General features: G+C 61.4%; 18 protein-coding genes and 1 pseudogene. 12 read left to right on the forward strand and 7 right to left on the reverse strand.

The features are described 5' to 3' along the window. The first annotated feature begins 182 nt into the window (after window positions 1-182). Complete coding sequence (ctrA, locus tag ACO06R_RS06380) at window positions 183-884, forward strand: response regulator transcription factor CtrA (RefSeq protein ID WP_421857471.1); 702 nt, start codon at window positions 183-185, stop codon at window positions 882-884. A gap of 106 nt (window positions 885-990) precedes the next feature. On the opposite strand, the gene ACO06R_RS06385 is transcribed toward ctrA, so the two are convergent. Together ACO06R_RS06385 and chpT are read right to left on the reverse strand one after the other, a co-directional pair. Then, the gene (locus ACO06R_RS06385) at window positions 991-1,359 is read right to left on the reverse strand and encodes a response regulator (protein ID WP_421857473.1); all 369 of its coding nucleotides are present in this window, start codon (window positions 1,357-1,359) and stop codon (window positions 991-993) included. A 155-nt stretch (window positions 1,360-1,514) separates the two neighbouring features. Beyond that, window positions 1,515-2,156 (reverse strand): histidine phosphotransferase ChpT, encoded by a 642-nt coding sequence (gene chpT, locus ACO06R_RS06390; protein WP_421857475.1) that lies wholly within the window; start codon window positions 2,154-2,156, stop codon window positions 1,515-1,517. Window positions 2,157-2,552: 396 nt separating this feature from the next. Here chpT and ACO06R_RS06395 point away from each other — a divergent pair. Continuing rightward, window positions 2,553-3,041 (forward strand): annotated as a pseudogene (locus ACO06R_RS06395) (DUF1134 domain-containing protein); the annotation flags it as partial. A 190-nt stretch (window positions 3,042-3,231) separates the two neighbouring features. Further along, window positions 3,232-4,458: a hypothetical protein gene (locus tag ACO06R_RS06400; RefSeq protein WP_421857477.1), complete on the forward strand. Its 1,227-nt coding sequence runs from the start codon at window positions 3,232-3,234 to the stop codon at window positions 4,456-4,458. Here ACO06R_RS06400 and ACO06R_RS06405 read toward each other — a convergent pair. The 3 genes from ACO06R_RS06405 to ACO06R_RS06415 are packed head-to-tail and all read right to left on the reverse strand — an operon-like array spanning window position 4,443 to window position 6,860. Further along, window positions 4,443-5,264 (reverse strand): TrmH family RNA methyltransferase, encoded by an 822-nt coding sequence (locus ACO06R_RS06405; protein ID WP_421857479.1) that lies wholly within the window; start codon window positions 5,262-5,264, stop codon window positions 4,443-4,445. The genes ACO06R_RS06400 and ACO06R_RS06405 overlap by 16 nt on opposite strands. Next, a complete protein-coding gene (locus ACO06R_RS06410) occupies window positions 5,257-6,096 on the reverse strand; it encodes an isocitrate lyase/PEP mutase family protein (protein WP_421857481.1) in 840 nt (279 codons plus the stop codon). The genes ACO06R_RS06405 and ACO06R_RS06410 overlap by 8 nt, the downstream gene beginning before the upstream one ends. Next, entirely contained in the window at window positions 6,093-6,860 is a 768-nt protein-coding gene (locus ACO06R_RS06415; protein WP_421857483.1) for a HugZ family protein, read from the reverse strand. The genes ACO06R_RS06410 and ACO06R_RS06415 overlap by 4 nt, the downstream gene beginning before the upstream one ends. A 116-nt stretch (window positions 6,861-6,976) precedes the next feature. Here ACO06R_RS06415 and ACO06R_RS06420 point away from each other — a divergent pair, with 116 nt between their 5' ends. The 8 genes from ACO06R_RS06420 to ACO06R_RS06455 all read left to right on the forward strand — a co-directional run bounded on the left by ACO06R_RS06420 (window position 6,977) and on the right by ACO06R_RS06455 (window position 16,756). Beyond that, complete coding sequence (locus tag ACO06R_RS06420) at window positions 6,977-7,591, forward strand: thymidine kinase (protein WP_421857485.1); 615 nt, start codon at window positions 6,977-6,979, stop codon at window positions 7,589-7,591. A 96-nt stretch (window positions 7,592-7,687) separates the two neighbouring features. Continuing rightward, window positions 7,688-8,776, forward strand: a complete 1,089-nt coding sequence (locus ACO06R_RS06425; protein WP_421857487.1) for a hypothetical protein — start codon at window positions 7,688-7,690, stop codon at window positions 8,774-8,776. 42 nt (window positions 8,777-8,818) lie between these two features. Next, complete coding sequence (locus tag ACO06R_RS06430; protein ID WP_421857488.1) at window positions 8,819-9,973, forward strand: hypothetical protein; 1,155 nt, start codon at window positions 8,819-8,821, stop codon at window positions 9,971-9,973. Between the two features lie 27 nt (window positions 9,974-10,000). Next, complete coding sequence (locus tag ACO06R_RS06435; protein WP_421857490.1) at window positions 10,001-11,917, forward strand: AAA family ATPase; 1,917 nt, start codon at window positions 10,001-10,003, stop codon at window positions 11,915-11,917. Then, entirely contained in the window at window positions 11,911-12,531 is a 621-nt protein-coding gene (locus ACO06R_RS06440) for a hypothetical protein (RefSeq protein ID WP_421857492.1), read from the forward strand. Before ACO06R_RS06435 ends, ACO06R_RS06440 begins: the two co-directional genes overlap by 7 nt. Beyond that, the gene (locus tag ACO06R_RS06445; protein WP_421857494.1) at window positions 12,528-13,808 is read left to right on the forward strand and encodes a DUF6638 family protein; all 1,281 of its coding nucleotides are present in this window, start codon (window positions 12,528-12,530) and stop codon (window positions 13,806-13,808) included. The genes ACO06R_RS06440 and ACO06R_RS06445 overlap by 4 nt, the downstream gene beginning before the upstream one ends. Before the next feature lie 17 nt (window positions 13,809-13,825). Next, window positions 13,826-14,938 carry a DUF2333 family protein gene (locus ACO06R_RS06450; protein WP_421857496.1) on the forward strand — a complete coding sequence of 371 codons (1,113 nt, stop codon included), beginning with the start codon at window positions 13,826-13,828 and terminating at the stop codon, window positions 14,936-14,938. A gap of 138 nt (window positions 14,939-15,076) precedes the next feature. Further along, the gene (locus ACO06R_RS06455) at window positions 15,077-16,756 is read left to right on the forward strand and encodes a formate--tetrahydrofolate ligase (protein ID WP_421857498.1); all 1,680 of its coding nucleotides are present in this window, start codon (window positions 15,077-15,079) and stop codon (window positions 16,754-16,756) included. Between the two features lie 33 nt (window positions 16,757-16,789). Here ACO06R_RS06455 and ACO06R_RS06460 read toward each other — a convergent pair whose 3' ends face one another. Further along, a complete protein-coding gene (locus ACO06R_RS06460) occupies window positions 16,790-18,319 on the reverse strand; it encodes a pyruvate kinase (protein ID WP_421857500.1) in 1,530 nt (509 codons plus the stop codon). A 300-nt stretch (window positions 18,320-18,619) separates the two neighbouring features. Between ACO06R_RS06460 and ACO06R_RS06465 the strand changes: the two genes are divergently transcribed. Continuing rightward, window positions 18,620-20,830 carry an anthranilate synthase gene (locus ACO06R_RS06465; protein WP_421857502.1) on the forward strand — a complete coding sequence of 737 codons (2,211 nt, stop codon included), beginning with the start codon at window positions 18,620-18,622 and terminating at the stop codon, window positions 20,828-20,830. Between the two features lie 1,355 nt (window positions 20,831-22,185). Here ACO06R_RS06465 and ACO06R_RS06470 read toward each other — a convergent pair. Further along, entirely contained in the window at window positions 22,186-23,535 is a 1,350-nt protein-coding gene (locus ACO06R_RS06470) for a hypothetical protein (protein WP_421857504.1), read from the reverse strand. Window positions 23,536-23,675 lie beyond the last annotated feature (140 nt).

The following is a 23,675-nucleotide window of genomic DNA, read 5'->3' on the forward strand; positions in this document are numbered from 1 at the left end:
TTTTTCTGGATGAAAAAGGCTGCAATTTCAGATGTATGACAGGGAAAGTTAACAAGGAATGAAACCTTGCTGAGCCGGAATATATTTTGTTAACCATTCCGTGGCAGCCTTCGTGCGAGCGGGTTTGATTCTGCGGCGGGATCGCCTCGCATGGGCGCCGGGCGCAGGAAAAGGGGAAAGAAATGCGGGTATTGCTCATTGAGGATGACAGCGCGGTCGCTCAGAGCATCGAGCTCATGCTGAAATCCGAAAGTTTCAACGTCTATTCCACCGACCTTGGTGAGGAGGGCGTCGACCTCGGAAAGCTGTATGACTACGACATCATTCTTCTCGACCTCAATCTGCCGGACATGTCCGGCTATGAAGTCCTGCGCACCTTGCGACTGTCGAAGATCAAGACGCCGATCCTGATCCTGTCCGGCATGGCCGGTATCGAAGACAAGGTTCGCGGCCTCGGTTTCGGCGCCGACGACTACATGACCAAACCGTTCCACAAGGATGAACTGGTGGCGCGCATCCACGCGATCGTCCGCCGCTCCAAGGGACACGCCCAGTCGGTGATCACGACCGGCGACCTGATCGTCAACCTGGACGCCAAGACCGTAGAGGTGGGCGGACAGCGCGTGCATCTGACCGGCAAGGAGTACCAGATGCTGGAACTGCTGTCGCTGCGCAAGGGCACGACGTTGACCAAGGAAATGTTCCTGAACCATCTGTATGGCGGGATGGACGAGCCGGAACTGAAGATCATCGACGTTTTCATCTGCAAGCTGCGCAAGAAGCTCGACGCGGCATCCGGCGGCGTCAACTACATCGAAACCGTGTGGGGACGTGGCTATGTCCTGCGCGAGCCCGAGCAGCTTTCCATGGCGGAAAGCGCCTGAGGCCTAGCCGCCCCGACCCCCGCTGACGGAATCTAAAAACCGGCCGATTGCGGCCGGTTTTCTTTTTCAGGCGAAGATTTCCAGCAGTCGAAGCGCCGAAGCCAGATCAGGCGGCTTCGTTCAGCTTCTCGACGCGGCTCATGAGCTGCTCGCGGTCGAACGGCTTGAGCAGGTAGTTGTCCGCGCCTGCGCGTTTGGCCTTGGTCATCTTCACGAGATCCATCTCCGTCAACATGACGACGATGGACGGCTGTGCGAGCTCGCAGATCGTGCGCACTTTCGTGATGAATTCGGTCAGGTCCAGGTCCGGCAAGCTGCCGTCGACAAAAATGATGTCGGGCGAGCTGATCTTGAGTGCCTGCAATGCTTCCTGACCGCTCTCCGCTTCCTGGATGACATCCTGCGGAGTCGTCAGGATGCGTTTCGCAACTTTGCGAACGACGCTCGATCCATCGACAATTATGCAGCGAGTCATTTTCTACGTCCTTTTCCATTGTTCCGAGAAAATCGGAACGCCCCCGTATTACAGCCTCCACTGTAGCAGGCATGTTTGAACGAACCCGAAAACCGGCGCGCCGGTTTTTAGGTGCGGCTGTAACGTATGGTTAACCCGGAAATCGCGTAGGGTAATCAGGTCGCGCTGAACACGATCTTTTCGTCGTCGACCTTGATGTCGATCGCGAGGCCGGCTTCGTTGGCGAGCAACAATGTGTAATAGAACTGCACAGTGTGGGCGTCGATGGCCTCTTCGGTATCGCTTTGCGATGCCAGGGCCGAATGCAGTTCAAGGAATTTCGGCGGTACGCGCAGCATCTTTCCGGTGACTGTCACGTCGAAAGTCGGGTTTCCGTTCGCGTCGTGCAACACCGCGTCGAGTGTCCCGCCGCGCGGAATGGCCGCATTGCCGACAAGAATGAGGTTGAGGAACAGCTTGACCTTGTTTTTGGGAAGGTAGGCCCGCTCGCCGGTCCATTTGAATTCCGGTTTCTCGCTGGCCATGAACGCGGATGCCACGGCCTCCGCATCGCCCGTGTCGATCTGCACGCCGGCAGAACCCGCGGCGCCGAAAGCGATACGGGCGAACTGCAAGCGCGCGGATGCGTTACGCGCGCTGGCGCGGATCAACTCCATTGCCGCTTCGTCGGCGCCGCCTTCGTCGAGCAATTCCAGACCGTTGTTGATGGCGCCGACCGGCGAGATGATGTCGTGGCAAACCCGGCTGCATAGAAGCGATGCGAGATCGGATGGCGACAGAGAAAGCGGGGGGGACATCAGGCGGCTCCGAAGAACAAATTACTTAGGGGAATTTGGCTTGCTGCGACGCAGTAGCACTCTGGCGACACGACTTTCAAGGCAATCAGGGTGTATGAATCGATACCAGGTCCTTTACCTCATGGCCGTCTTAACAATGCGTAAACTCAACCGGCGTAATGGTTTCTTAAGGCAGAAAGAACCCGCCCAAGCGGGATTTCAGGGACAGGCGGCTGGCAAGAAACTGCGGCGAGGCGCGACAACGCTTGGTCTAGCAAAAAAGGAACCGTGATGAGTCACTTCAGCAAACCGCAGGCTGCGACACACGCAGTCCGGCCGCACGCCGCGATCTGGGCGATGCTGGCGTTTGCAATGGTCATTCTGGCCGCCATGGCGCCCGTGAAGGCGCGTGCGCAGGCCAGCAGTGCCTACACCGCCCAGGAAATCGTTGATGCCGGACACACGTTTTTCGGCGCCACCTCGGGCGGGCTTGCGTCGCTGGTCGAGCAGATTTTCCATCAATACGGTCTGCCCAACGGCTACATTCTCGGCCAGGAGGGCGGCGGCGCCTTTGTCGGCGGCCTGACCTTCGGCGAGGGAACGCTTTACACGAAGAACGCGGGCGACCATTTCGTCTTCTGGCAAGGTCCGTCGCTGGGCTGGGATTTCGGTGCCGAAGGCAACCGCACGATGATGCTGGTCTATAATCTCGACAGCATTTCCAACCTGCATGGTCGCTATGGCGGCGTGGCCGGTTCCGCCTACCTTGTCGCCGGTCTCGGCTTCAACGTGCTGAAGCGCGACAATGTGCTGTTGGTGCCTGTACGGACCGGCGTTGGCGCGCGGCTGGGCGTGTCGATGGGCTATCTGAAGGTCACGCAGTACCCGACCTGGAACCCGTTCTAGAACCTAATCCAGTCGGATCCAGACAGCTTTCGGCTCGGGCGGACGATGCAGTTCACGCCCGCGCTTTTGCTTCGAAAGCGACAATCGCAGGCACCGACACGGTGTCGGCCTGTGCGCGAGCGCACTGGATTGTTTGCGCGTTCCGTGCGAGATGCGTTTCGTCTCGGAACAACCGTAACGGGTGTCGGTCTTGATTCAGACCATACTGATCTTCGCTCTCGGATTTCTTGCGGCGCTGTTTATCGCAATGGTGGCGGCGCCTGCGGTCTGGGAACGCGCGGTGTTCCTGACCCGCAAGCGGATCGAAAGCTCGCTGCCGCTGTCTCTCAATGAACTCAATGCCGAAAAGGACGCGTTGCGCGCCGAACACGCGATGGCGGTCTGCAAGCTCGAGATGCAGCTTGCGCGGCTGAAGGAAAAGGACGTGGTCCAGAGGGCGACGATCACCGACCAGGGCGCGCGGATCGGTGAGTTGGAGCAAAGTTTTGCGGAAAGCCTGACGCGTGGAGCACAACTCGACAACGAGGTCGCCGAGCTTTCGGAATCGCTGGACGAGCGCACGACGTCCTATTCCGAGACCGCTGTGATGTTCGAGGCGGCGCGCACCGAACTCGAATTGAAGACCGATGCGCTCGACCGGGAGATCGAGTCGAACGAGATGCTGACCGAGAAGCTCGAGACCGCGCTTTCCGGCGTGGCGGAGCGCGATGTGAAGGTCGGGGCGCTTTCGGCGAACGTGGCCGAGCTTACAACGGTGCGCAAGGAACTCGAAGACAATGTCGGGTCGCTGGAACACCAACTGCGCGAAACCGGCGAGATCCTGGCGGCCGAGCGCAAGGGCCGGACAAGCGCCGAAACCGAGTTGCAGGCGGCGACCACCAAGAATGCCGAGTGGAAGGCGCGGCTGGAAGACCGGGAAGCCGATTTCAAGCACCTTCAGGACCGGGTCGAACGGGCGGAGGCTGAAGTCGCGGAGCGCGACGAGCGGATTGCCCAGCTTGAGGAGGAGCGCCGCGCGTTGGAAGATGAGGCCAGCGAAATGACGCTGATGATCAACCAGTTTTCAGCCACACTCGGCGAGCGCGATCTCGAAAAACTGCCGGAGGCGCTCAACCGGCGGATTGCGGGAAGCGAACCTGAAACCGAGGCGCTTCTCAAGGAACGCGACGATCTGCGCGCCGCGCTGGAGAAGGCCGGCGAGGCGCAAGCCGGTTCCAAGGGCGACGCGGCGCTGCGCGAGCAGCTCAACCAGCTGGCGGCCGAGGTGGTCGCCGTGTCGGCGCGCATCGAAGGGCCGGAATCGCGGATCAACGAACTCCTTGCGCAAGAGGCCGATGCGCCGCCCGGCGACATCGTCAGCCTTGCCGAGCGCATCCGCGAATTGCAGCGCAAGGCTGCCGATCAAAAATCCGCCTGAGCGGCGCCAGACCGCATCCTGAACAGCGCGATCGCGCCTGCCGTGGCGACGTTGAGGCTGTCGAAGCCATTAGCCATGGCAATCGAGACGGTTTCCAGCCGATCCAGCCATTCCGCGGGCAGGCCATGCCCTTCGCTGCCCAGTACGAGCGCCTGCCGGGGCCTGGGTGTCCATTCGGCAATGTCGATGCGGCCAGCCGGCGACAGCGCGGTGACGGCGAAATCACGCTCGGCGAGGCCACGAAGCGCTTCGGCTAGACCGTCGAAGCGGTGGAAGGGAACGCGCAGCACGCCGCCCACCGAAACACGGATCGCCTTGCGGTAGAGCGGATCGCAGCAATCGGCATCAATCAGCACGGCGTCGACGCCGAAGGCCGCCGCATTGCGGAAGATCGCGCCCATGTTGTCGTGGTTGGAGATGCCCGACAGGACAAGCACGGTGCGCCAGGTTTCGGGCAGCGGATCGGGCAGGCCGGCAGTCCCTTGCGGTATCGCGCCGACGGCGAGAATGCCGCGATGCAGGTGAAAACCGGCGATCATGTCGAGTGCCGCTTGCGACGCCGCATAGACCGGAACACCGGGCGGCACGTCGTCAAGCAGGCCGGCGAGACCGGCAACCCGGTTTTCCAGAATGAGCAGTGAGCGCACGGCAAAGCGCTGTTGGCGCAGCAGCACCTGCAGCACGCTCCGGCCCTCGGCGATGAACACGCCATGCCGGCGGACGAGATCGCGCTCGCGGATGTCGCGATAGGCCTCGATGCGCGGATCGGCGGGATCGCCGATCCGGACGATTTCCGGCTCAGGCATCGGGTGTGGCAGGAGCGCTCAGCATCCGGTCAATACGTCCGCCGCTTGCGGCCTGTTTGAGTAGCGAGAAATCACCGTCGGAGCAGATCGCCGCGACCGAATCGACCAACGCCTTGTGGGTGACCCGGGCTACCGCCGAGCCGAGGCTGATGCGGCGCACGCCCATGGCGGCAAATTCTTCGAAACCATGCGCCGCGAACGGCCCGGCGACAAGCGCGTTGACCGGCTTGGAGACGCTGTCGACCACCTGTTTCAGTTCGTCCATGCCGGGTGGCATCGGCACATAGAGAAGGTCGGCGCCGGCCTGTTCGAAGGCCTGGATACGGCGGATGGCATCTGCGGTGTCGTAGGAGCCGTTCATCACCCCGTCGGCGCGGGCACACAACACGAAAGGCCGGCCGACCGCACCGGCTGCCGAAACCGCGGCCTTGATGCGTTCGAGCGCAAGATCGAAGGGATAGGCCGGGTTACCGTCTTCCATCATCGTATCCTCGATGGAGCAGCCCGAAAGGCCCACTTCAGCGGCAAGGCGAACCGTCTCTGCGACATCGTCGGGGGCATCGGCGAAGCCGTTCTCGAAGTCGCCGGAGACCGGCAGGTTGGTGTTGGCGACGATATCTGCGGCATGAGCCAGCGCCTCGTCGCGCGTGACATGGCCCATATCGGGGCGTCCGAGCGTGAAGGCGAAGCCGGCGCTGGTGGTTGCCAGCGCCTTGGCGCCGAGCGCCTGCATGACCTTCGCCGAGCCGATATCCCACGGGTTGGGGATGACGAAGCAGCCATCGGCATGCAGGGTCTGGAATGTTTCGTGGCGTTGGGCGAGCGTTGTCATGATTGAGCCTCCCTTTTCTCGCGGGCATCGGTTGCCATCGTGGCGAGGACGGAGCGCAGCTTATCTGCTGCCGCCAGCGGCGCGGAGTACCAGACACGACAGGTCCGGTCGCCGTCGGTCAGGTCCATGCCCTCGCTGTCGAGCGCGGCGAGCCGCCACTGGCCGGGCTTGGCGCGGGCGTTGACGGTTGCATAGAGGCCGACGGCTTCGGCGTGGTCCTCGTTCATGTGCTGAACCGCTCCCGCTTCGATGGCGGCTATACCGGCGGCGTCGCCAAGCATGGCGAGGTCGTCTGATGTCAGTTCGTAAGCCTTGCCGAAGCCGCCGTTCAGGCTGGCGCGGTCTATGATGATCCGGAAGAAGGTGAAGTCGCCGAAATCCGCATAAAGCGCGGCCTTGGGCTGGCGCGACAGGTAGCGCCGCTTGACGCGCTGGCCGGCCTCGCTGTTGCGTGTCACCGGTTCGGCGCGGCCGAACAGCGTGATGCGCGGATGGGCCAGTGGATCGCCCTTGCCGACCTCGCCGACCAGCAGCGAGCAGCGCGGGTCGCCCGCAAGCGCCTGCGTGTGCCAGGACAGGGCGGAAACGAGGATGATCGGCGCGCCGTCGAAATCGGTGGCGAGCGCCACGCGGCTGGCGCCGGGGTGGCCGGTCTCGCCCAGCACCACACCGAGCGCGGCATGGCGGGCGGTGGCGATCAGTGTGCGGGCGAGGCGAATCGCCTCCGGGTCGGTTTCGCGGATGATATTGGCGGCTTTCGCCATGATCGCCCCTCGTGTCTTATCAGGCTGTTGATTGGTGCAACGCGTGCATGGCTGCGAATGCGATTAGCGTTTATGTCACTGAACGGTATCTGGGAAAAGACGCGCGAAAGAGGCCCATGGCGAAGCTGTATTTCCACTATGCGACCATGAATGCCGGCAAGTCGACCATGTTGCTGCAGGCCTCGCACAATTACCGCGAGCGCGGCATGCATACGCTGCTGTTTGTCGCCGGCCATTACCGAAAGGAAGAGGATGTCGGCTATATTTCGTCGCGAATCGGCCTGGAGTCCGACGCCGAGATGTTTCGCGACGGCGACGACCTCTATGCGCGGATTGCCGAACATCACCAGTCCAAGACGACCCATTGCGTGTTCCTGGATGAGGCGCAGTTCCTCACAGACGAGCAGGTCTGGCAGTTGGCGCGTGTTGTCGACCGGCTGAACATACCGGTCATGTGCTACGGTTTGAGAACGGACTTCCAGGGCAACCTGTTTGCCGGTTCGCAGAGGCTCCTGGCGATTGCCGACGAGTTGCGCGAAGTGCGCACGATCTGCCGCTGCGGGCGCAAGGCGACCATGGTCGTCCGGCTCGGTCCCGACGGCAAGGTGGCGCAGGAAGGCGATCAGGTGGCGATCGGCAAGGATGTCTATGTGTCCTTGTGCCGGCAGCACTGGGAAGAAGAAATGGGACGCGTGCGCGCCGAGGATCTGATCGGCTTTACCGGTAGTTAGTCTGCGTGCTCCGACGCCGTATCTTCAAAACGTCGTGATCAGCGTCTATATCTCGCTGGGGCATCGCGCCGCGATCTGACAGGAGAGGACCGACTGATGGCGACACTGCAAAACTTTGATGCGGAAATCGAAAGTACAAGGCAGGTCGTCGAGGACATGCGCTCGAAGATCGAGCAGTCCGGCACCATGCTCGACAAGTTCGCCCAGGCGGACGTGGCATTGGGCGATGCAGACTTCGATATCGAGAACGCCCGCATCCAGGACGTGCTGAAACAGCAGAAGGTCATGGAGGGCAATATCGCCGACCTGATCATCGGGCTGGAAGACGCGACGAACGTCTTCGGCAGCGAATTCGAGAGCATGAAGTCCTACTCCGGCATGGAGAAGTTCATCGGCCTGTTTTCCAAACAGCGAATGCAGCGCATGCGCTCCGAACGGGTGCGAAACATGTCGCTGGCCGGCAATCTGCAGGAACTGCTGGCGAAATCCGACACGATCGTCGGCATTCTGAAAAGCCAGAAGGACATTCTCGATAGCCGCTATTCGACCTCGGAGGCGAGCCTCAAGTCGGTGATCGAACGTCGCAAGGGCACGATGGCCGGACTGGAGGAAACACAAAAGCGCATCGAGGAACTCAACCCGATGCTGATGGACATCGAGAACCGGATCGCTGCGACGACCACTCAAAAGGACCGTACCGAACTGGAGAGCGAGCGCTCCGAACTGGCAACCGAATACAACCAGAAGCAGGCCAAGGAACAAGAGCTGCTCGCCGAAAGCCAGACGCTGGAACGCTATACATCGATGTTCCAGACCTTTGTCGACTCGCTCAACAACCAGATCGCGGCGCAAAGCACGCTGATCAACAAGCTGACGATCGATACCGAACAGCGCATCGTGCTCTACAAGTCGCTTGAGGACTCGCTGAAGACTGCGGCGCAGCAGGATGTCGCCCACAAGATCAACACGCTCGGCAGCCAGGTCGACACCGCAGCCGAAACGACGATGGCCGGCATCGGTGCGGCGGCGCAGAAACACATCGGCGACCTCCTGGAAATGCACGAGAAGAACATGGTCGCCACGCAGGATATCCAGCGCCGCAAGAAGCTCGCCGACGAGGCCTTCGCGCGGCGTTTCGACGAGGTCATGAAGACGCACGACGCCGGCAAATACGTGCACCAGTAAGCGGCGCGCGGCGGCCAGACACCAGACGGAAGCACCATTGCCGTGAAGCCGAATGCAAATCCGACATCGCCCGTCGGGCGGTATTTCGCGTCGATCAGCGCGGCGCTCGAAGGGCTCGACATCTTCCTGCGCGACGACCGTTCGCCGCTCTACCGGCATGGGCTGGTGGCGAAGATCGTTACCGAATACGTAAAGCGGCTGGAAACCTCGTTCGGCTGCTGGCGGCACCATCTCGACTACGCGTCGACGTTTCGCATCTCGCGCGCCGAAAGCGGGTTTCCGGTGTTCCAGAACGTGCTGGAACTGGAAAACGACCGCCGCACCGCCAAGGCGCGGCTGGCCGAGATCGCCGATCCGGACACGCTGCGCAGCGAGATGGCGGACTTCATCCTGCGCCACAAGGCGTTTCCCAAGGATCTGCAGCGCGCCATGGCCGAGCGGCTCTATCTGGAGGCGGTGCAGGACGGGCATGTGTTTTCGCCGCTGGTGCTGCCGGAGACGGTCAAGGTGTCGGTCAATCCGAAGACGAAACGGCCCTTTTACCTGACCCATTGGGGCGCGTTCGACGGCGCATCCAATCTGCCGATGGTCTATTCGGTGACGGTGGAGGATTCCTCGCCCGACCTCGTCAAGATGCTGGTGACCAGAGACGGCAAGCTGAACGAGAAGGTGAAGATACCGCTGCCGGTCGGCGGGTTGCTGAACCCTGAGCTGGCGCGCGAGTTCGACGCTTTCGTCGAACGCAATTCCGCCTATTCGCTGTCGCCATCGACGATCGCCACCAACATGGACAAGGATTTCGAACTGCTGCACCCAAAGCAGCTCAGGCGCATCGTGCTCGGCCCGTTCTATTCGGCGGGGATCACCGAGCACAATGCGCGGGTCAACGCGATCCTCGAAAACGTTGCCGATCCGGCCAATGCCTGGCTTTTGACCTGGACGATCCAGGACATTTATTCAAAGGCCGAGAAGCCGGCCCGCAAGGGGCTGTGGTCGTCGCAGCCGGCGCGCGAGGAGTTTCACATCGAGACCGACGATCTGGATGCCGCACGCATGGGCGTGTCGAGCTACGAGAAACATGCGCTGATCCCGCATGAGGCGTATCAGGCGCTCTATGCGGCCGGCGAGGCGGAGACGGTTTTTGCCGGCTATAAAACCCACATCATTTCCGGCGGGCAGGTGATCAGCGATGTCTGACCCGTGCCGCCAACAGGAGACGTCTTCATGGATATCGGCCTGACACGCATCGACGAGGAAGACATCGCCAAACACCGCTCGACGGCGCAGAGCTTCGTCACGCGGGTCATCGTCATGAAGGAAACGGGCGGCCGTTCGGATACGGCGCTGGCCGGCACCGGGCGGCGTTTCGTTTCGACGATTTCGACCGGCGGCATGAAGCGGACCCGCGAGGTCGAACTGACCAAGCAGATCGCCGCCATCCGGCCCGACGACCAGATGCTGACGCCGATGCAGCACAATCTGCTCTACCGCACGCGGCGCGGCATTGCCGTGGCACTCGCCGTCGCCGATGCTTATGCCCGCCAGACCGAGTTGGAGAGCCTGCAGGCACGCAACCTGTCGGCGCCGCTGCAGGGCGATGACGCGGTGCGTTTCAAGACGCTGGTCAATGCGGCGGCCTATGTTTCGGCCTTCACGCTGTCCGCATACTTGCTGCATATGCTCGATGGCGGCACCGAGCCTGTCAACGATCCCGACGAGCCGGATTTCCTGTTCGACACGGCACAGGATGCGCTGAAGGGGCTGATCGCCGGACTGGCGAACGCCATCGATGGCGCAGCCGACGAGACCGCCATGCTGCAACGGGCCAAGGCGTTCGCCCGCGTCGCCGTCGACGGTCTTCTGGGCCGGCGCGGGCGCTTCACCGGGCTTGGCGCGTTCGAGAACAGCCACATCCGCATCGAGGCCGACGACTTCACGATCAACGGTTTCGACGTCGCTCCCGGCGAACGCCGCAAGCCATTGGTCATGCAGTTCAAAAAGCCGAACGAGATCATCGGCAACCACATCGCCAAATATCAGGCGACCAAGCTGGCGAAGATGCTGGTTGCCTATGATTTCGACCGGCAACTTAATCCATTCGTTGAACTCGGCGGCTTCCTGTTCACCTTCGTTGGCGATGGCGCGCCAGGCACCGGCAAGACGATCCTGATCCAGATGATCGCCGGGCTGATCAACGATTATTGCGAGATTGCCGGTTACCCGTTCCACTATGAGAATTTCGGCGTCGACCAGATCTCCTCCTACCAGGGCAAGTCGGGCCAAAACTGCAAGGAATTCGTCAACAACATTGTCAATCCGAAGGCGATCGGTTTCGGCACGGTTGACGATATCGACCAAGTGGCGGCGAAGCGCTCCGACGACCGCGCCTCGGCCGGCCAGCACGAGGTGACGGCGGTGCTGATGGAAAGCTTTGCCGGCGCGACGACGGTGGTGCGCGGCAATTGCTCGTTCGGCATGTTCTCCAACTATCCGGAGAATGTCGACGACGCGTTGCGCCAGCGGGCCGGCGCGCGCTGGCTGGTCGACGGGCCGCAGACGCTGGAGGATTACGTCGACATTTTCGTGCTCTTGGCCGGCAAGAACCACGACATCCCGCTCGGCGAGCACGACCTCTATGAAGCGCAGGCGATCAAGCAGGCGGTCGCCGCCGCCTACGAAGGCCACGACCGGCCAAAGGAGGACGGGCTGGTCGCTGTCTACGAGCGCTTCCTGGAAGAGCGCGGCGAGCCAAGAACCATGGCCGATGTCGGTGACTATCTGCACCGCATCAAGCTGGCCGAGCCGCGCTTTACCGGCCGGGCGATCAAGAACATCACGGATGCGATCAAGATGCGGGCGATGGATATCGACCTGCCGGACGACTGGTTCGAGGCGCCGGAAACCTTCATGCACAAGTCCTACGACGACAAGAAGGCGATGATCGAGGAACTGCGCGGGCCGTTCACGATGGCAATGGTGATGCAGGAGATCAACCGCTACGCCGATTCCGAGTTCCGCTACACCGACAAGTCCGACCAGGCGGCGATCGAGACGATGATCCGCAACGAGCGGCTGCGCGAGCGAGCGGCGGCGGAGATCGCGGAATTGAAGGCGAAGGGGCTGTGGAGCAAAAGATGCTAAGAGTTGAAATTGCTGAAAATTGGGAACCTCAAGATTTTATTGACGTACTCCAGTCTATAGAGTCGATGTACTACAAACTATCATTCAATAAATATCGTCACTACGGCTATTTAGGATTTCCTTTTCCCGACGAATACTATTCCGAGTTTCCTGAGTTCGTCGGATCATCGATCCAAGGCGCATTGGATTATACAAATCGCCGATTGTTGGAGATAGCTCGATACGAAGTCCCGCAGCCTGCGCGTTTAATGGTTGGTCGGATCGAGTACGCTTCGCCGGGCTGGATCGATTTCGTAGGCCTTGGCAAGGTTGTTGAAGTCATATCTGACTCTATTGGCCGGATGGTAACTTATTACGACGAGCGGCACATGAGACGCGAGCGCGATATTCAAGCGTCAATAGAGACAGAAGAGAGACGTGTTGAGCTAGAGCGCGACCGTGAATTGCTTCAGTCTTTAAAAATTCAAAATGCGAGGGATGCGTTAGAAATCCTAGAGAGATACCCGAGTGACCGAGAGGTACTGGTGCCACTACTGGTTCGAGACCAGGATGCACTTTCGGACCGTATCGCTGAAGGGAAACTGGTACGGGCGCAGAGAATCCCGGAAGAATGAAACGCCTCTACGACAATGAACTGATCTACGGGCGGCTCTTGACCGTCAGCCAGCCGCATCTGATCGAGCGCTACAACAAGGCGCTTGCCGCGTTCGGGTTGCCGCCGACCAAGCTCGAGAGTTTCGACATCGACAAGACGGGCTTCTCGCCGCAGATCGCCAGCGAACTGGGCGATGCCGACTATCTCGACCCGAACGGGGTCAATCGCCGCTTCATCATCCTGACGCCGGCGCAGGCGACGCTGCCCGTCGTCCATACCTGGTTTTCCAACACCGACGCGCTGATGTTCGAGTTCTTCAACGCGAACACGCGGGCGATCAATGCGCTGACGATCAAGGACGTGATCTTCGGCGAGATCGAGGACAATGTGTCGCGCGTCGAGGACATCGAGGACCTGCTGTCGATCGAGCAGGTGGAGTTCCGGGTGCTGTCGGCGGAGGATGTGCTGGGCAAGGCGGCCGAACTGCGCGTGCTGGTCGACCGGCTGACCAACGAGCCGAACGCCTGGCGTGATGATGCGATGCTGGAGCACATGGTCGATCTGGCCAAGGTGGCCGGCGATATCCGCGAAAACACGCTGGTGCCCGAGCAGGTTGTGTTTCGCCACGACGCGTTCTGGACGAGCCATTTCGGCGGCTGCTATGTGTTCGTCGACGACCGCATGACGACCGTGATCGGCAATCCGGAGGCACCGGGTTTCCGCCGCTCGCGGCCCTGGCAGGTCAGCTACCTGTCGATTGCGGATACGGGCCGGGTGTTTCGGTTCCTCGCCGAAACGGGGCGGCTCGATCCGCCGCGCGCCTCCTGGCTGGAAGGATCGGGTTTTCTGGAACACCGCGCCGAGATGGCGATCCGCGGGTTGTTGCGCGAGGCCGAGCCCGACGCGGATCTGAACCGGATCGATCCGGTGTGGCTGCAAACCTGGATGCATCGCCACGCGGCGATGATCGCCAGCGACGGCACCTATCCGTTCCTCGAAACGGCGAAGCGCGAGATTGCCCAATCCGGGCAGATCGACATGGCGCGCCTGCCGGAACGCTTCCGCTTCCAACTGGCGCGGGCGAAACCCGGCCACAAGGATGCGTGGCTGACCAACCGGCTGATCTCGGAATATGTGCCGGGCGATTTCGTGTCGCGCTATGTGTTCAACAAGCAGGGCTTCTATGCCGATTACGCGGCCTATCCGGATGCCTTCCGCCACCATGTTGTAGAGATGCTGAAAACCACCTATCTCAAGGACAAGGCGGGTTTCCGCAAACGCCTTTACGGTCTGTAATTCCGCAAGGGGACGATATGCTTGATCCGATCATTCAGTTCTTCACCAGGGTTTTCGAGATGATCGGCCGGGGGATCGGCATCTTCATCTCCTGGCTGCTTTGGCCCTTCGTCGCCTTCGGACAGTGGTACCAGCGCCGAAGCTGGCTGATCCGCGGGCCGGTGCTGGTTGTCATCCTGATGCTGCTGTTCGGATACGGGCACTTCATCTGGTCAGCCGAGCGCTGGGTCAACTGGGACCAGGACTACGTCGCCGCCTATGATCTGACCAGCCGTACGGCGGGCGCGGGCGAGGAACTGCCGGCCGGCTCGGCGACGCAATGCGCGCCATCGGCGATTGTTGAAGTGACACGGGACCTGGTCGATTACAACGTCAACCAGAACACCTGGATGCCGTCGCATCCGCTTTCGAAGGCAGGGCTTTTCGGCATTCCGTGGAAGAATACGCCGTTTCTCGACAACAAGGCAGCCTTCCAGCTTGGTATCAACCAGGTGATCCGGCGGACCACCGTGGAACTGGTCGACCGGCTGGGCCGCGTGCGCGGCACGTCGCAGTTCAACCAGAACCTGCAGGATGCGCGCGAGGCCATGGCCTATATCGAGGATGCGTGGTGGCTGACATTCACGCCGCCCTTCATCCAGCCGACAACGCAAGAACGCCAGCGCGAGGCGATGCGCGCGCTCGACGCCTTCAATGACGAGCTTGGACGCTGCGAAGCCTATTTCGACACGCGCTCCGACAATCTCCTGCAGTTCATGGACCGGGTGACGGGCGACATCGGCTCGACATCCGACATCCTGCGGGCCCGCATGGAGGCAAGCGATCTCGGCTGGTTCGACCCGCGCGCCGACGACCGGTTCTGGTTCACCTATGGCCAGCTTTACGCCTATCACGGCATTTTGTCGGCCACGCAGTCGGATTTCCGCGATGTGTTCGAAGAGCGGCGACTGAACAATGTGTGGGACCGCACGCAGGACCAGTTGCGCGCCTCGCTCGACATGCACCCCTTCATCATTTCCAACGGCAACGAGGCGAGCTGGATCATGCCGTCGCATCTGGCGACCATGGGCTTCTATTTGCTGCGGGTGCGTTCCAATCTGGTGGAGATGCGCGATATCCTCGATCGCTGAGGTGGTCAGCAAGATGGTCAGATTGTCGCAATTCGTGCAGCAGACGGCCAAATCGCGATTGCCGATGGATTGCGCATAGGCTTTGTACCGCGCAGGACGGCAGGAGGGCGCTGCCGGCGGCATCAAGCGGAGAGCATCATGGCCGAATACAAATCCGATATCGAAATCGCGCGCGCGGCATCCAAGAAACCGATACAGGAGATCGGCGGCAAGCTCGGCATCGCAGCCGAGCATCTGCTGCCTTACGGCCATGACAAGGCCAAGGTTTCCGCCGACTTCATCAAGTCGGTGCAGGACCGCGACGATGGCAAGCTGATCCTGGTCACGGCGATCAACCCGACGCCGGCCGGCGAAGGCAAGACGACGACCACTGTCGGTCTCGGAGACGGCCTCAACCGGATCGGCAAGAATGCCGCGATCTGCATTCGCGAAGCGTCTCTCGGCCCGAATTTCGGCATGAAGGGCGGCGCGGCCGGCGGCGGTTACGCGCAGGTCGTACCGATGGAGGAGATGAACCTCCATTTCACTGGCGACTTCCATGCCATCACCAGCGCCCACAACCTGCTGTCGGCGATGATCGACAATCACATCTACTGGGGCAACGAGCTGGGCATCGACGAGCGCCGGGTCGCATGGCGCCGCGTCATGGACATGAACGACCGCGCGCTGCGTGACATGGTCGTGTCGCTGGGCGGTGTTGCCAACGGTTTCCCGCGCCAGACCGGCTTCGACATCACGGTCGCCTCCGAGGTGATGGCGATCCTGTGTCTGGCCAAGGATCTCAACGACCTGCAGAAGCGCCTCGGCAACATCGTTGTCGCCTATCGCCGCGACAAGTCGCCGATCTACTGCCGCGACATCAAGGCCGATGGCGCGATGACGGTGCTGCTCAAGGACGCGATGCAGCCGAACATCGTGCAGACACTGGAAAACAACCCCGCCTTCGTGCATGGCGGCCCGTTCGCCAATATCGCGCATGGCTGCAACTCGGTGGTCGCGACCACGACCGCGCTGAAACTCGCCGATTTCGTCGTCACCGAGGCCGGTTTCGGTGCCGATCTGGGCGCCGAGAAATTCATGAACATCAAATGCCGCAAGGCTGGCCTCTCGCCATCGGCGGTGGTGCTGGTCGCTACCGTGCGCGCCATCAAGATGAATGGCGGCGTCGCCAAGGCCGACCTCGGCGCGGAGAACGTCGATGCGGTGCGTGACGGTTGCCCGAACCTCGGCCGCCACATCGCCAACGTGAAGAGCTTCGGTGTTCCGGTCGTCGTGGCGATCAACCACTTCGTGTCCGACACCGATGCCGAGATCGAGGCGGTGAAGGAGTATGTCGCCGAGCAGGGCACCGAGGCCTTTCTGTGCAAGCACTGGGCGCACGGATCGGAGGGGATCGAGGATCTTGCCCACAAGGTTGTCGAGCTGGCCGAAAGCGGCGTTGACAATTTCGCGCCGCTCTATCCCGACGACATGGACCTGTTCCACAAGATCGAGACCATCGCCAAGCGCATCTACCATGCCGATGAGGTGATCGCCGAAAAGAAGGTGCGGGCACAGCTGCGCGAGTGGGAAGATGCGGGCTACCGCGAGTTCCCGATCTGCATGGCCAAGACGCAGTACTCCTTCTCGACCGACCCGAACCTGCGCGGCGCGCCGACCGGCCACACGGTGCCGATCCGCGAAGTGCGGCTTTCGGCGGGCGCGGGCTTCATCGTGGTGATCTGCGGTGAGATCATGACCATGCCGGGCCTGCCGCGCAAACCGGCCTCCGAGACGATCCGCATCAACGACGAAGGCTTCGTCGAAGGCTTGTTCTAACCAGCGTGCGGCCGGTGCCGAGCGCGCCGGCCATCACTCAATGGGTTGCGGCCCGCGCCAGGAGGTCAGCGCCGACAATCGGGCCGTCTTCTTGAACTGGTGGCGGTCCATCCGGCGCAGGATGCCGGCGAGAAACGCGATCGTCTTCTCGACATAAGGACCCTTGTTCAGCATCACGCATTCGGCGCGCTGGCCCATCGCGGCGTCGGTGACTTCGGCGCGCGACGGCGCACCGGTCTTCAGCAAGGTCTGCAAGACCTGCGTCGCCCAGACCGCGGGGATGTGGGCTGCCTCGCACAGCCAGAGAATCTCTTCCTGCACTTCCGACAGGCGTTCGGTGCCGACCTCCATGGCGAGATCGCCACGCGCGATCATCACGGCGACGGGCTGATGCGATCCGGCCTCGACAATCAGCCGTGGCAGATTGCGCACGGCAAGGCTGGTCTCGATCTTCAGCAGCAGCGGTTGGCGGGGCCGGCCGCCGCGATGGCGGGCGAGTTCGGCGGTGATCAGCCTTATGTCCTCTGGCCGCTGCACAAAGGAGCAGCCGACGAGATCGGCGTGTCTTGCAACGAACTCCATGTCGACGCGGTCCTTGGCGGTCAGCGGATCGATTTCCAGATCGACGCTCGGGAAGTTGACGCCTTTCTCCAGCTTCAGCTTCTCGCCCTTGTCGCGGGCCACGATGACCTCGAGGATCGCGCCGTCAGCGGTGTTGTCCATGACCCGGCCGCCGATCTTGCCGTCGTCGATCCAGACCAGTGCACCGGGATTGAGCTTGGCGACCACATGCGGAAAGCTGATGGAGAAGGCGGGCATGTCGTCGCCGGCCACCGTGTTGTCGGCGGAAAGGCGAAAACGGTCGCCGCGATGCAGTCGCCTCGCATTGGCGTTGTCGATGCTTTCGATCCGGCATTTCGGTCCGGCGACATCCATCAGGACGGGGCAGCGCCGGTCCGCCTTGCCGGCCGCGGCGGCGATGTTTGCGATCATCGCCGACCACACCTCCGGGCCGTCATGGGCGCAGTTGATCCTGAAGCAGCTCGCGCCGGCAGCGACCAACCGCTCGACATAGGCTGCGTCGCGGGCGCCCTGTTCCGGCATGGTGACCATGATCCGGGTGCTGCGCCCGCCCGGATAGTCGCCGAAGAAGCGGTCCTGCTCGGCGGTGATGAATTCGATGCCTGCAGCCATTCGACCGGCGTCCGGCCATTTGCACGCATGGCCAGTCATCCGGTCGAGCGCCGCGCCGACCATCTCCAGCGACTGGCGCGGGTGCGATTCCGAGCGGCCGAGCGATGACAGGCCAAGGGCTGCGAGATCGCCTTGCAAACCGGTGAGATCGTACTGGCGGGCCGCAAGGTAATAGGCAAGGTTTTCCGCCCCGCCCCGGAATGCAGCGCGCTCCATGTGCGGCAGCCAATCAGCGAGAATACGCCGGTACTCGGCGTCGATCTCGGCTGTTTTTTCGGCCAGTTCGGCGCGGCATGCCTCGATGCAGTCGGTTGACGGCGGGGCCATTTCCGGCCCTCCGCCAGTCCCGTCGCGGTGATCGTCGTGCATCTGCTCAATCCACCTTCAAACGATCTGTGTTCTTGTCGTTCCGCCGTCTCGGACTGCTAGCGGAGCGGCTGGCGGGCCGCTTTGACGGTGGTCAAACGGCAAGCGGTGAAATTTGGGATTGCACCATGCGGCATCGCGGATTAGGAATGCGACCGATGAACACGCTGCGCGCACAGACGAAGTGGTGGTGGACCCGCTAACAGGCGGTACACGGTCACGCGCGCGCGAAAATCCGAAACCGCCAGGAGCAAACGGGCCTTGGCGGTTTTTTGCTGTCCGGGCCCCGGCAAGGGAAAGAGCATGGACACCGAGAGCAAGACGACAACCGGCGAGCCCGACCTGACCTATGTGACGCGCGGCGGCGTGACCGTGCGCCGCTATCGCCGTGACGCCGACTACAGAAACGCGATCTCCGACTATACCGACCGGCTGGATACCAGGCCGGGGGTCATCCTGTCGTCTAACTACGAATATCCCGGCCGCTACACGCGCTGGGACACGGCGATTGTCGATCCGCCGGTGCTGATCTCCTCGCACCGCCGCGACATGACGATCGAGGCGCTGAACGACCGCGGCGTGCCGATGCTGGCGATGATCGAAAAGGCGCTTGCCGGCGCCGAGCATGTCGCCGGTGTCAAGCGCAGCGAGCGGCTGCTGACGGTGCAGATCGCCGAGGCGGCGGAAGTCACGCTGGAAGAAGAGCGGACAAGGGCGGCAAGCGTGTTTTCGGCGCTCAGGGCGATCACCGACCACTTCCATGCGCCCGACGACAGCGATCTCGCGCTGTTCGGCGCGTTCGGCTACGACATCGCCTTCCAGTTCGATCCCGTGGAACGCAAACTGCAGCGCGATACGGCGCAGCGCGACCTGGCGCTGTTCTTTCCAGACGAAATCCTGGTTGTCGACAACCACGCCGCGCGCGCCTGGATCGACCGCTACGAGTTCGACGATGGCGAGGTTTCGACCGCAGGCATTGCGGGCGAGGGCCCTGCGCATCCGTTCCAGCCGGCCGATCATGTACCGCCGCGCGGCGACCATCAGCCAGGCGAGTACGCCAGGCTGGTGGAGAAGGCGAAACAGAGCTTCGCGCGCGGTGACCTGTTCGAGGTGGTGCCCGGCCAGATCTTCAACGAGCGCTGCGAGACGACGCCGTCGGCAATCTCGCGGCGGCTGAAGGCGACCAACCCTGCGCCGTACTCGTTCTTCATGAACCTGACCCGCAACGAGTTCCTGATCGGCGCATCGCCGGAGATGTTCGTGCGGGTGACCGGCCGGCGCATCGAGACCTGCCCGATTTCCGGCACGATCCGGCGCGGCGAGGACGCGATCTCGGATTCCGAGCAGATCCTCAAGCTGCTGAATTCCAAGAAGGACGAATCCGAGCTGACCATGTGTTCGGATGTCGACCGCAACGACAAGAGCCGGGTGTGCGAGCCGGGCACGGTCAAGGTGATCGGCCGCCGCCAGATCGAGATGTATTCGCGGCTGATCCACACGGTCGACCATGTGGAAGGCCGGCTGCGCGACGGCATGGACGCGTTTGACGGGTTCCTCTCCCACGCCTGGGCGGTGACGGTGACCGGCGCGCCGAAACTGTGGGCGATGCGCTTCATCGAGGAACACGAGCGCAGCCCGCGCGCCTGGTATGGCGGGGCGATCGGCATGGTGAAATTCGACGGCGACATGAACACCGGGCTGACGCTTCGCACCATCCATGTGCGCGACGGGATCGCCTCGGTGCGCGCCGGGGCAACGCTTTTGTTCGATTCCGACCCGGCCGAAGAAGAGGCCGAAACCGAACTGAAGGCATCGGCGATGCTGTCGGCGATCCGCGACACCGGCAAGGGCAACGATCCCGCCGGCGGACGCGAGGCGGCGAAGGTGGGCGCCGATACGAAGATCCTGCTGGTCGACCACGAGGACAGTTTCGTCCACACGCTCGCCAACTATTTCCGCCAGACCGGCGCGGAGGTGCGCACGGTGCGCTCGCCGGTCGCCGAAAGCCTGCTCGACGACTATGCGCCCGACCTGGTGGTGCTGTCGCCCGGGCCGGGCATGCCGTCGGACTTCGACTGCAAGGCGACGATCCGCAAGGCGCGCGACCGCGACCTGCCGGTGTTCGGTGTCTGCCTCGGCCTGCAGGCGCTGACGGAAGCCTATGGCGGCAGCCTGCGCCAGCTCGGCCTGCCGATGCATGGCAAGCCGTCGCGCATCCGCATCAACCATCCCGGAAGCGTGTTTTCCGGCCTGCCGCGCGAAATCACCGTCGGCCGCTACCACTCGATCTTCGCCGACCCGTCGCGGCTGCCCGACGAATTCACTGTGACGGCGGAAACCGAGGACGGCGTGGTGATGGGCATCGAGCACCGGAGCGAGCCGGTGGCAGCCGTGCAGTTCCACCCGGAATCGATCATGACGCTCGGCGGCAATGCCGGCATGCGGATGATCGAGAATGTGGTGGCGCATCTGGCCGCCGGCGCGAAACGCGGCGACAAGGGTGCAGCGGCGTGAGGGGGGTCTTTGTCCCACCCTTAAGCTCCTCGCTTTGGGGTCGAGCCACGGGTCTCGACCCGTCCTGCGGACCGTCGCTGGCGGGCCCCTATCTCCCCCGCCGAGAGGGAGAGGCGCGTGTCATCGAGGCAGGTTCGTCCTCGCCCCACCGGGGAGAGGGATACGAAGGCTTGTGAGCGAAGCGAACTAGCCGAAGTTGGGTGAGGGGGGACTTCGAAGGCCCCCTCTCCGCCTTGCGTCCCCTGCACCACCCCCTCTCTTGCGATTTCTAGCACTTAGCCTGCGGCTAAGGCGCTGAAATCGCTTTCTCTCCCACCAGGGGCGAGAGGTAGCGCGTCATCTCCATCGGGCGCACGCCATCGCAGCCGCGCCCCGTTTCCGAGACCGGATTGTAGAGACATGGAAGACGGGCGGTCAAAGCATCGCAACGTCTTAGAAGTATAGCGATCCTCGGACCGCCCGCTCGGTGGTCTTGCAGCTTCGGTCGGCGGCCCGGAACCAGGTCCGGGAAAACAAGACTGCGCGCGCCGCTTCATGCCGCCCCGGCTTGGGGGTTCATCACCCAGCAACACACCTCTGTGTCACCAACCGGGCACCGTCCCTCTCTCCATCAGCCGGTGTGCACGACAGACTTCCGTGAGAGGGCGAGTGTGATGGTAAGGGAGGTTCGGGAGCGGTGCATAAGTTTTAAGGCGCGCGCGGCCCATGCGATTGAATTCGTTAGAGAAACGCGAAAATGCGCGAAAAACTCATGCAACGGGCGCGGGATCTATCTCTCCCCGTGCGGGAGAGAAAGCAAAAACCTGGGCTTGGCGAAGCCAAGTCCTTGGTTTTTGCCAGAGAGGGGCTCGCGATGTTGAAGAAAACACCAGGGTCTCAGACCTCGGCGCATTGCCCCTCTCTTGCGATTTCTAACACTTAGCTGGCGCTAAGATGTTGAAATCGCTTTCTCCCCCGCAAGGGGGGAGATAGGTGCGCCGCTTCATGCCGCCCTGCCGTGGGGGTTCATCACCCAGCAACGCACCTCTGCGCGAACAACCGGGCACCATCCCTCTCTCCATCAGCCGGTGCGCATCCAGACTTCCCTGAGAGGGCGAGTGTGATGGTGAGGGAGGTTTTGGAGCGGTGGATGAGCTTTTCGAGGCTGGGAGGTTAAGAGGCTGTGATTGTTGGGAATGTCAGAGAGGTTCGAAATCGAGGCAAAGGGAGCCTAATGGAAAGTGGATCGCTGCAGACTCAGTCTGGTTGCTACATCGCGTGATACGGGGCGCCGAAACAAGCGATTGCTTCACCGTTAGGTTTCCCCTTCGAAGCCCTAACGAAATGATAGCGGATGGACGGGGAGGCCGACAGGTCTACGAACTCACTTCGTCTACCAAATTGTCTTCTTCGTTCACGTTTTCCGGCGCTTGTTCGCTCTGCTCATCTTTTATTTTTGGCGGGCTTTTGCGCCATGCTGAGAGGTTCTGACCTATCTCTCTGTAGAACTCAGGCACAATGTCTTCTAGATCGGAAATAAAGTTCGCTTGCTGGACGAAGCGGCCACCCAATCTTCGACTAATGTAAATGTGAAAGCCCAAGACCTGTAGCGATTCCTTGTCTTTCTCAACGATGGAGCTGTCTTCTTTCAAGCTGTTAAACGAGAACTGGGTCGCCTCACTTCGACCGGGCCAGTTTAGCCTAACTTGCAGGCCTTCCGGCGGTTCCCCCTTAACTTGCTTCAACAACCAGTTTACCCGCGCTCTCGATGATTTGCGGTCTTCGGGTGCGCGTAACGTCATCCCCACATTAACAGTTCGCTTGTTTAGGTCAGCCGTGATCTCCAATGGGGCAGCGGCGTTAGGAATATCGAGCGAGGCAGTTAGGCGATAGTTGTCTCGGAGTTCGGCAAAGTCATCTTTGAGACGCGCCGGGGGATTGTTTCGATACCTACGAGCGAGTCTTTCAGTTACGACGGTCTCAGTTTGCCGGCTCAAAACCAGTGTTAAGTCTCTGGTTTCCTGATGCCATGCACCAAGAACAGCATAAGCTTCATCCGACTTTGCCGATATCTTGCCGTCAGCACTGACGTGTTTGTTTAGTTCGTTCCATTCTGGCGGCATTCGATCGAAGCTTTTCACTCCGGCGCTTTCGTGTGTCAGGAATCTGTGAAATTCCTCGAGTAACAGCGTTTGGTCATTATCTTGGATCGCTCCCGTATTTAGAAGGAGATCAGCCGTAGTGAGGATCGACATCCAAGACCAATGAAAAACCGGGATTTTGGAGCGGCTTTTTCTAACCTCTACCAATGGGTGATGTTCGGGGCGCGTCGCAAATTGGTTCGAGATTGTGATAACGCAATCAACCTTGTTTTCTTTTGCGGCTTGCCGGTAGCGTTCGATTTGCTCCGCATCGAGTTGTGACAGCCCGACTTTTGCCTCGATCAACGCGGACCAGACCTTTTGTCCAGTAGATAGGACAATGAGACCATCCGGACGGTCGTTCCTATCCGAGCTTTGGTTTGAGAATACAATCTCGGTAAAGCATTCTACGGAAGCGCGTTTGCCCACTCGTTGCCCGATAGTTGCGAGTAGATCGTGACCGAACTCATCAACTCTGCGCATGCATGCCAAGAGAATTGATGTTGTTCTGCCCTCTTTAGATGTTGTTGCCAACACAGGAAAGAGGCGAGCTGGTTCTCCCTGCTTCAGATAGCTAGGTCTCATTTCATCCTCTCAGCGCACTTCATCTTTGATTTATGAGTTATTACATCTGCAAGGATAGTTTCCGTTTGGTGAAGGGATCAAGCTTCGTTGGCGCGCGGTGTCTTGTTATCCCCCACTTGACCCGCCCCTTCCCCTCCCTG

The sequence above is a fragment of the Oricola sp. genome (assembly GCF_965230365.1).
GTDB lineage: Bacteria > Pseudomonadota > Alphaproteobacteria > Rhizobiales > Rhizobiaceae > Oricola.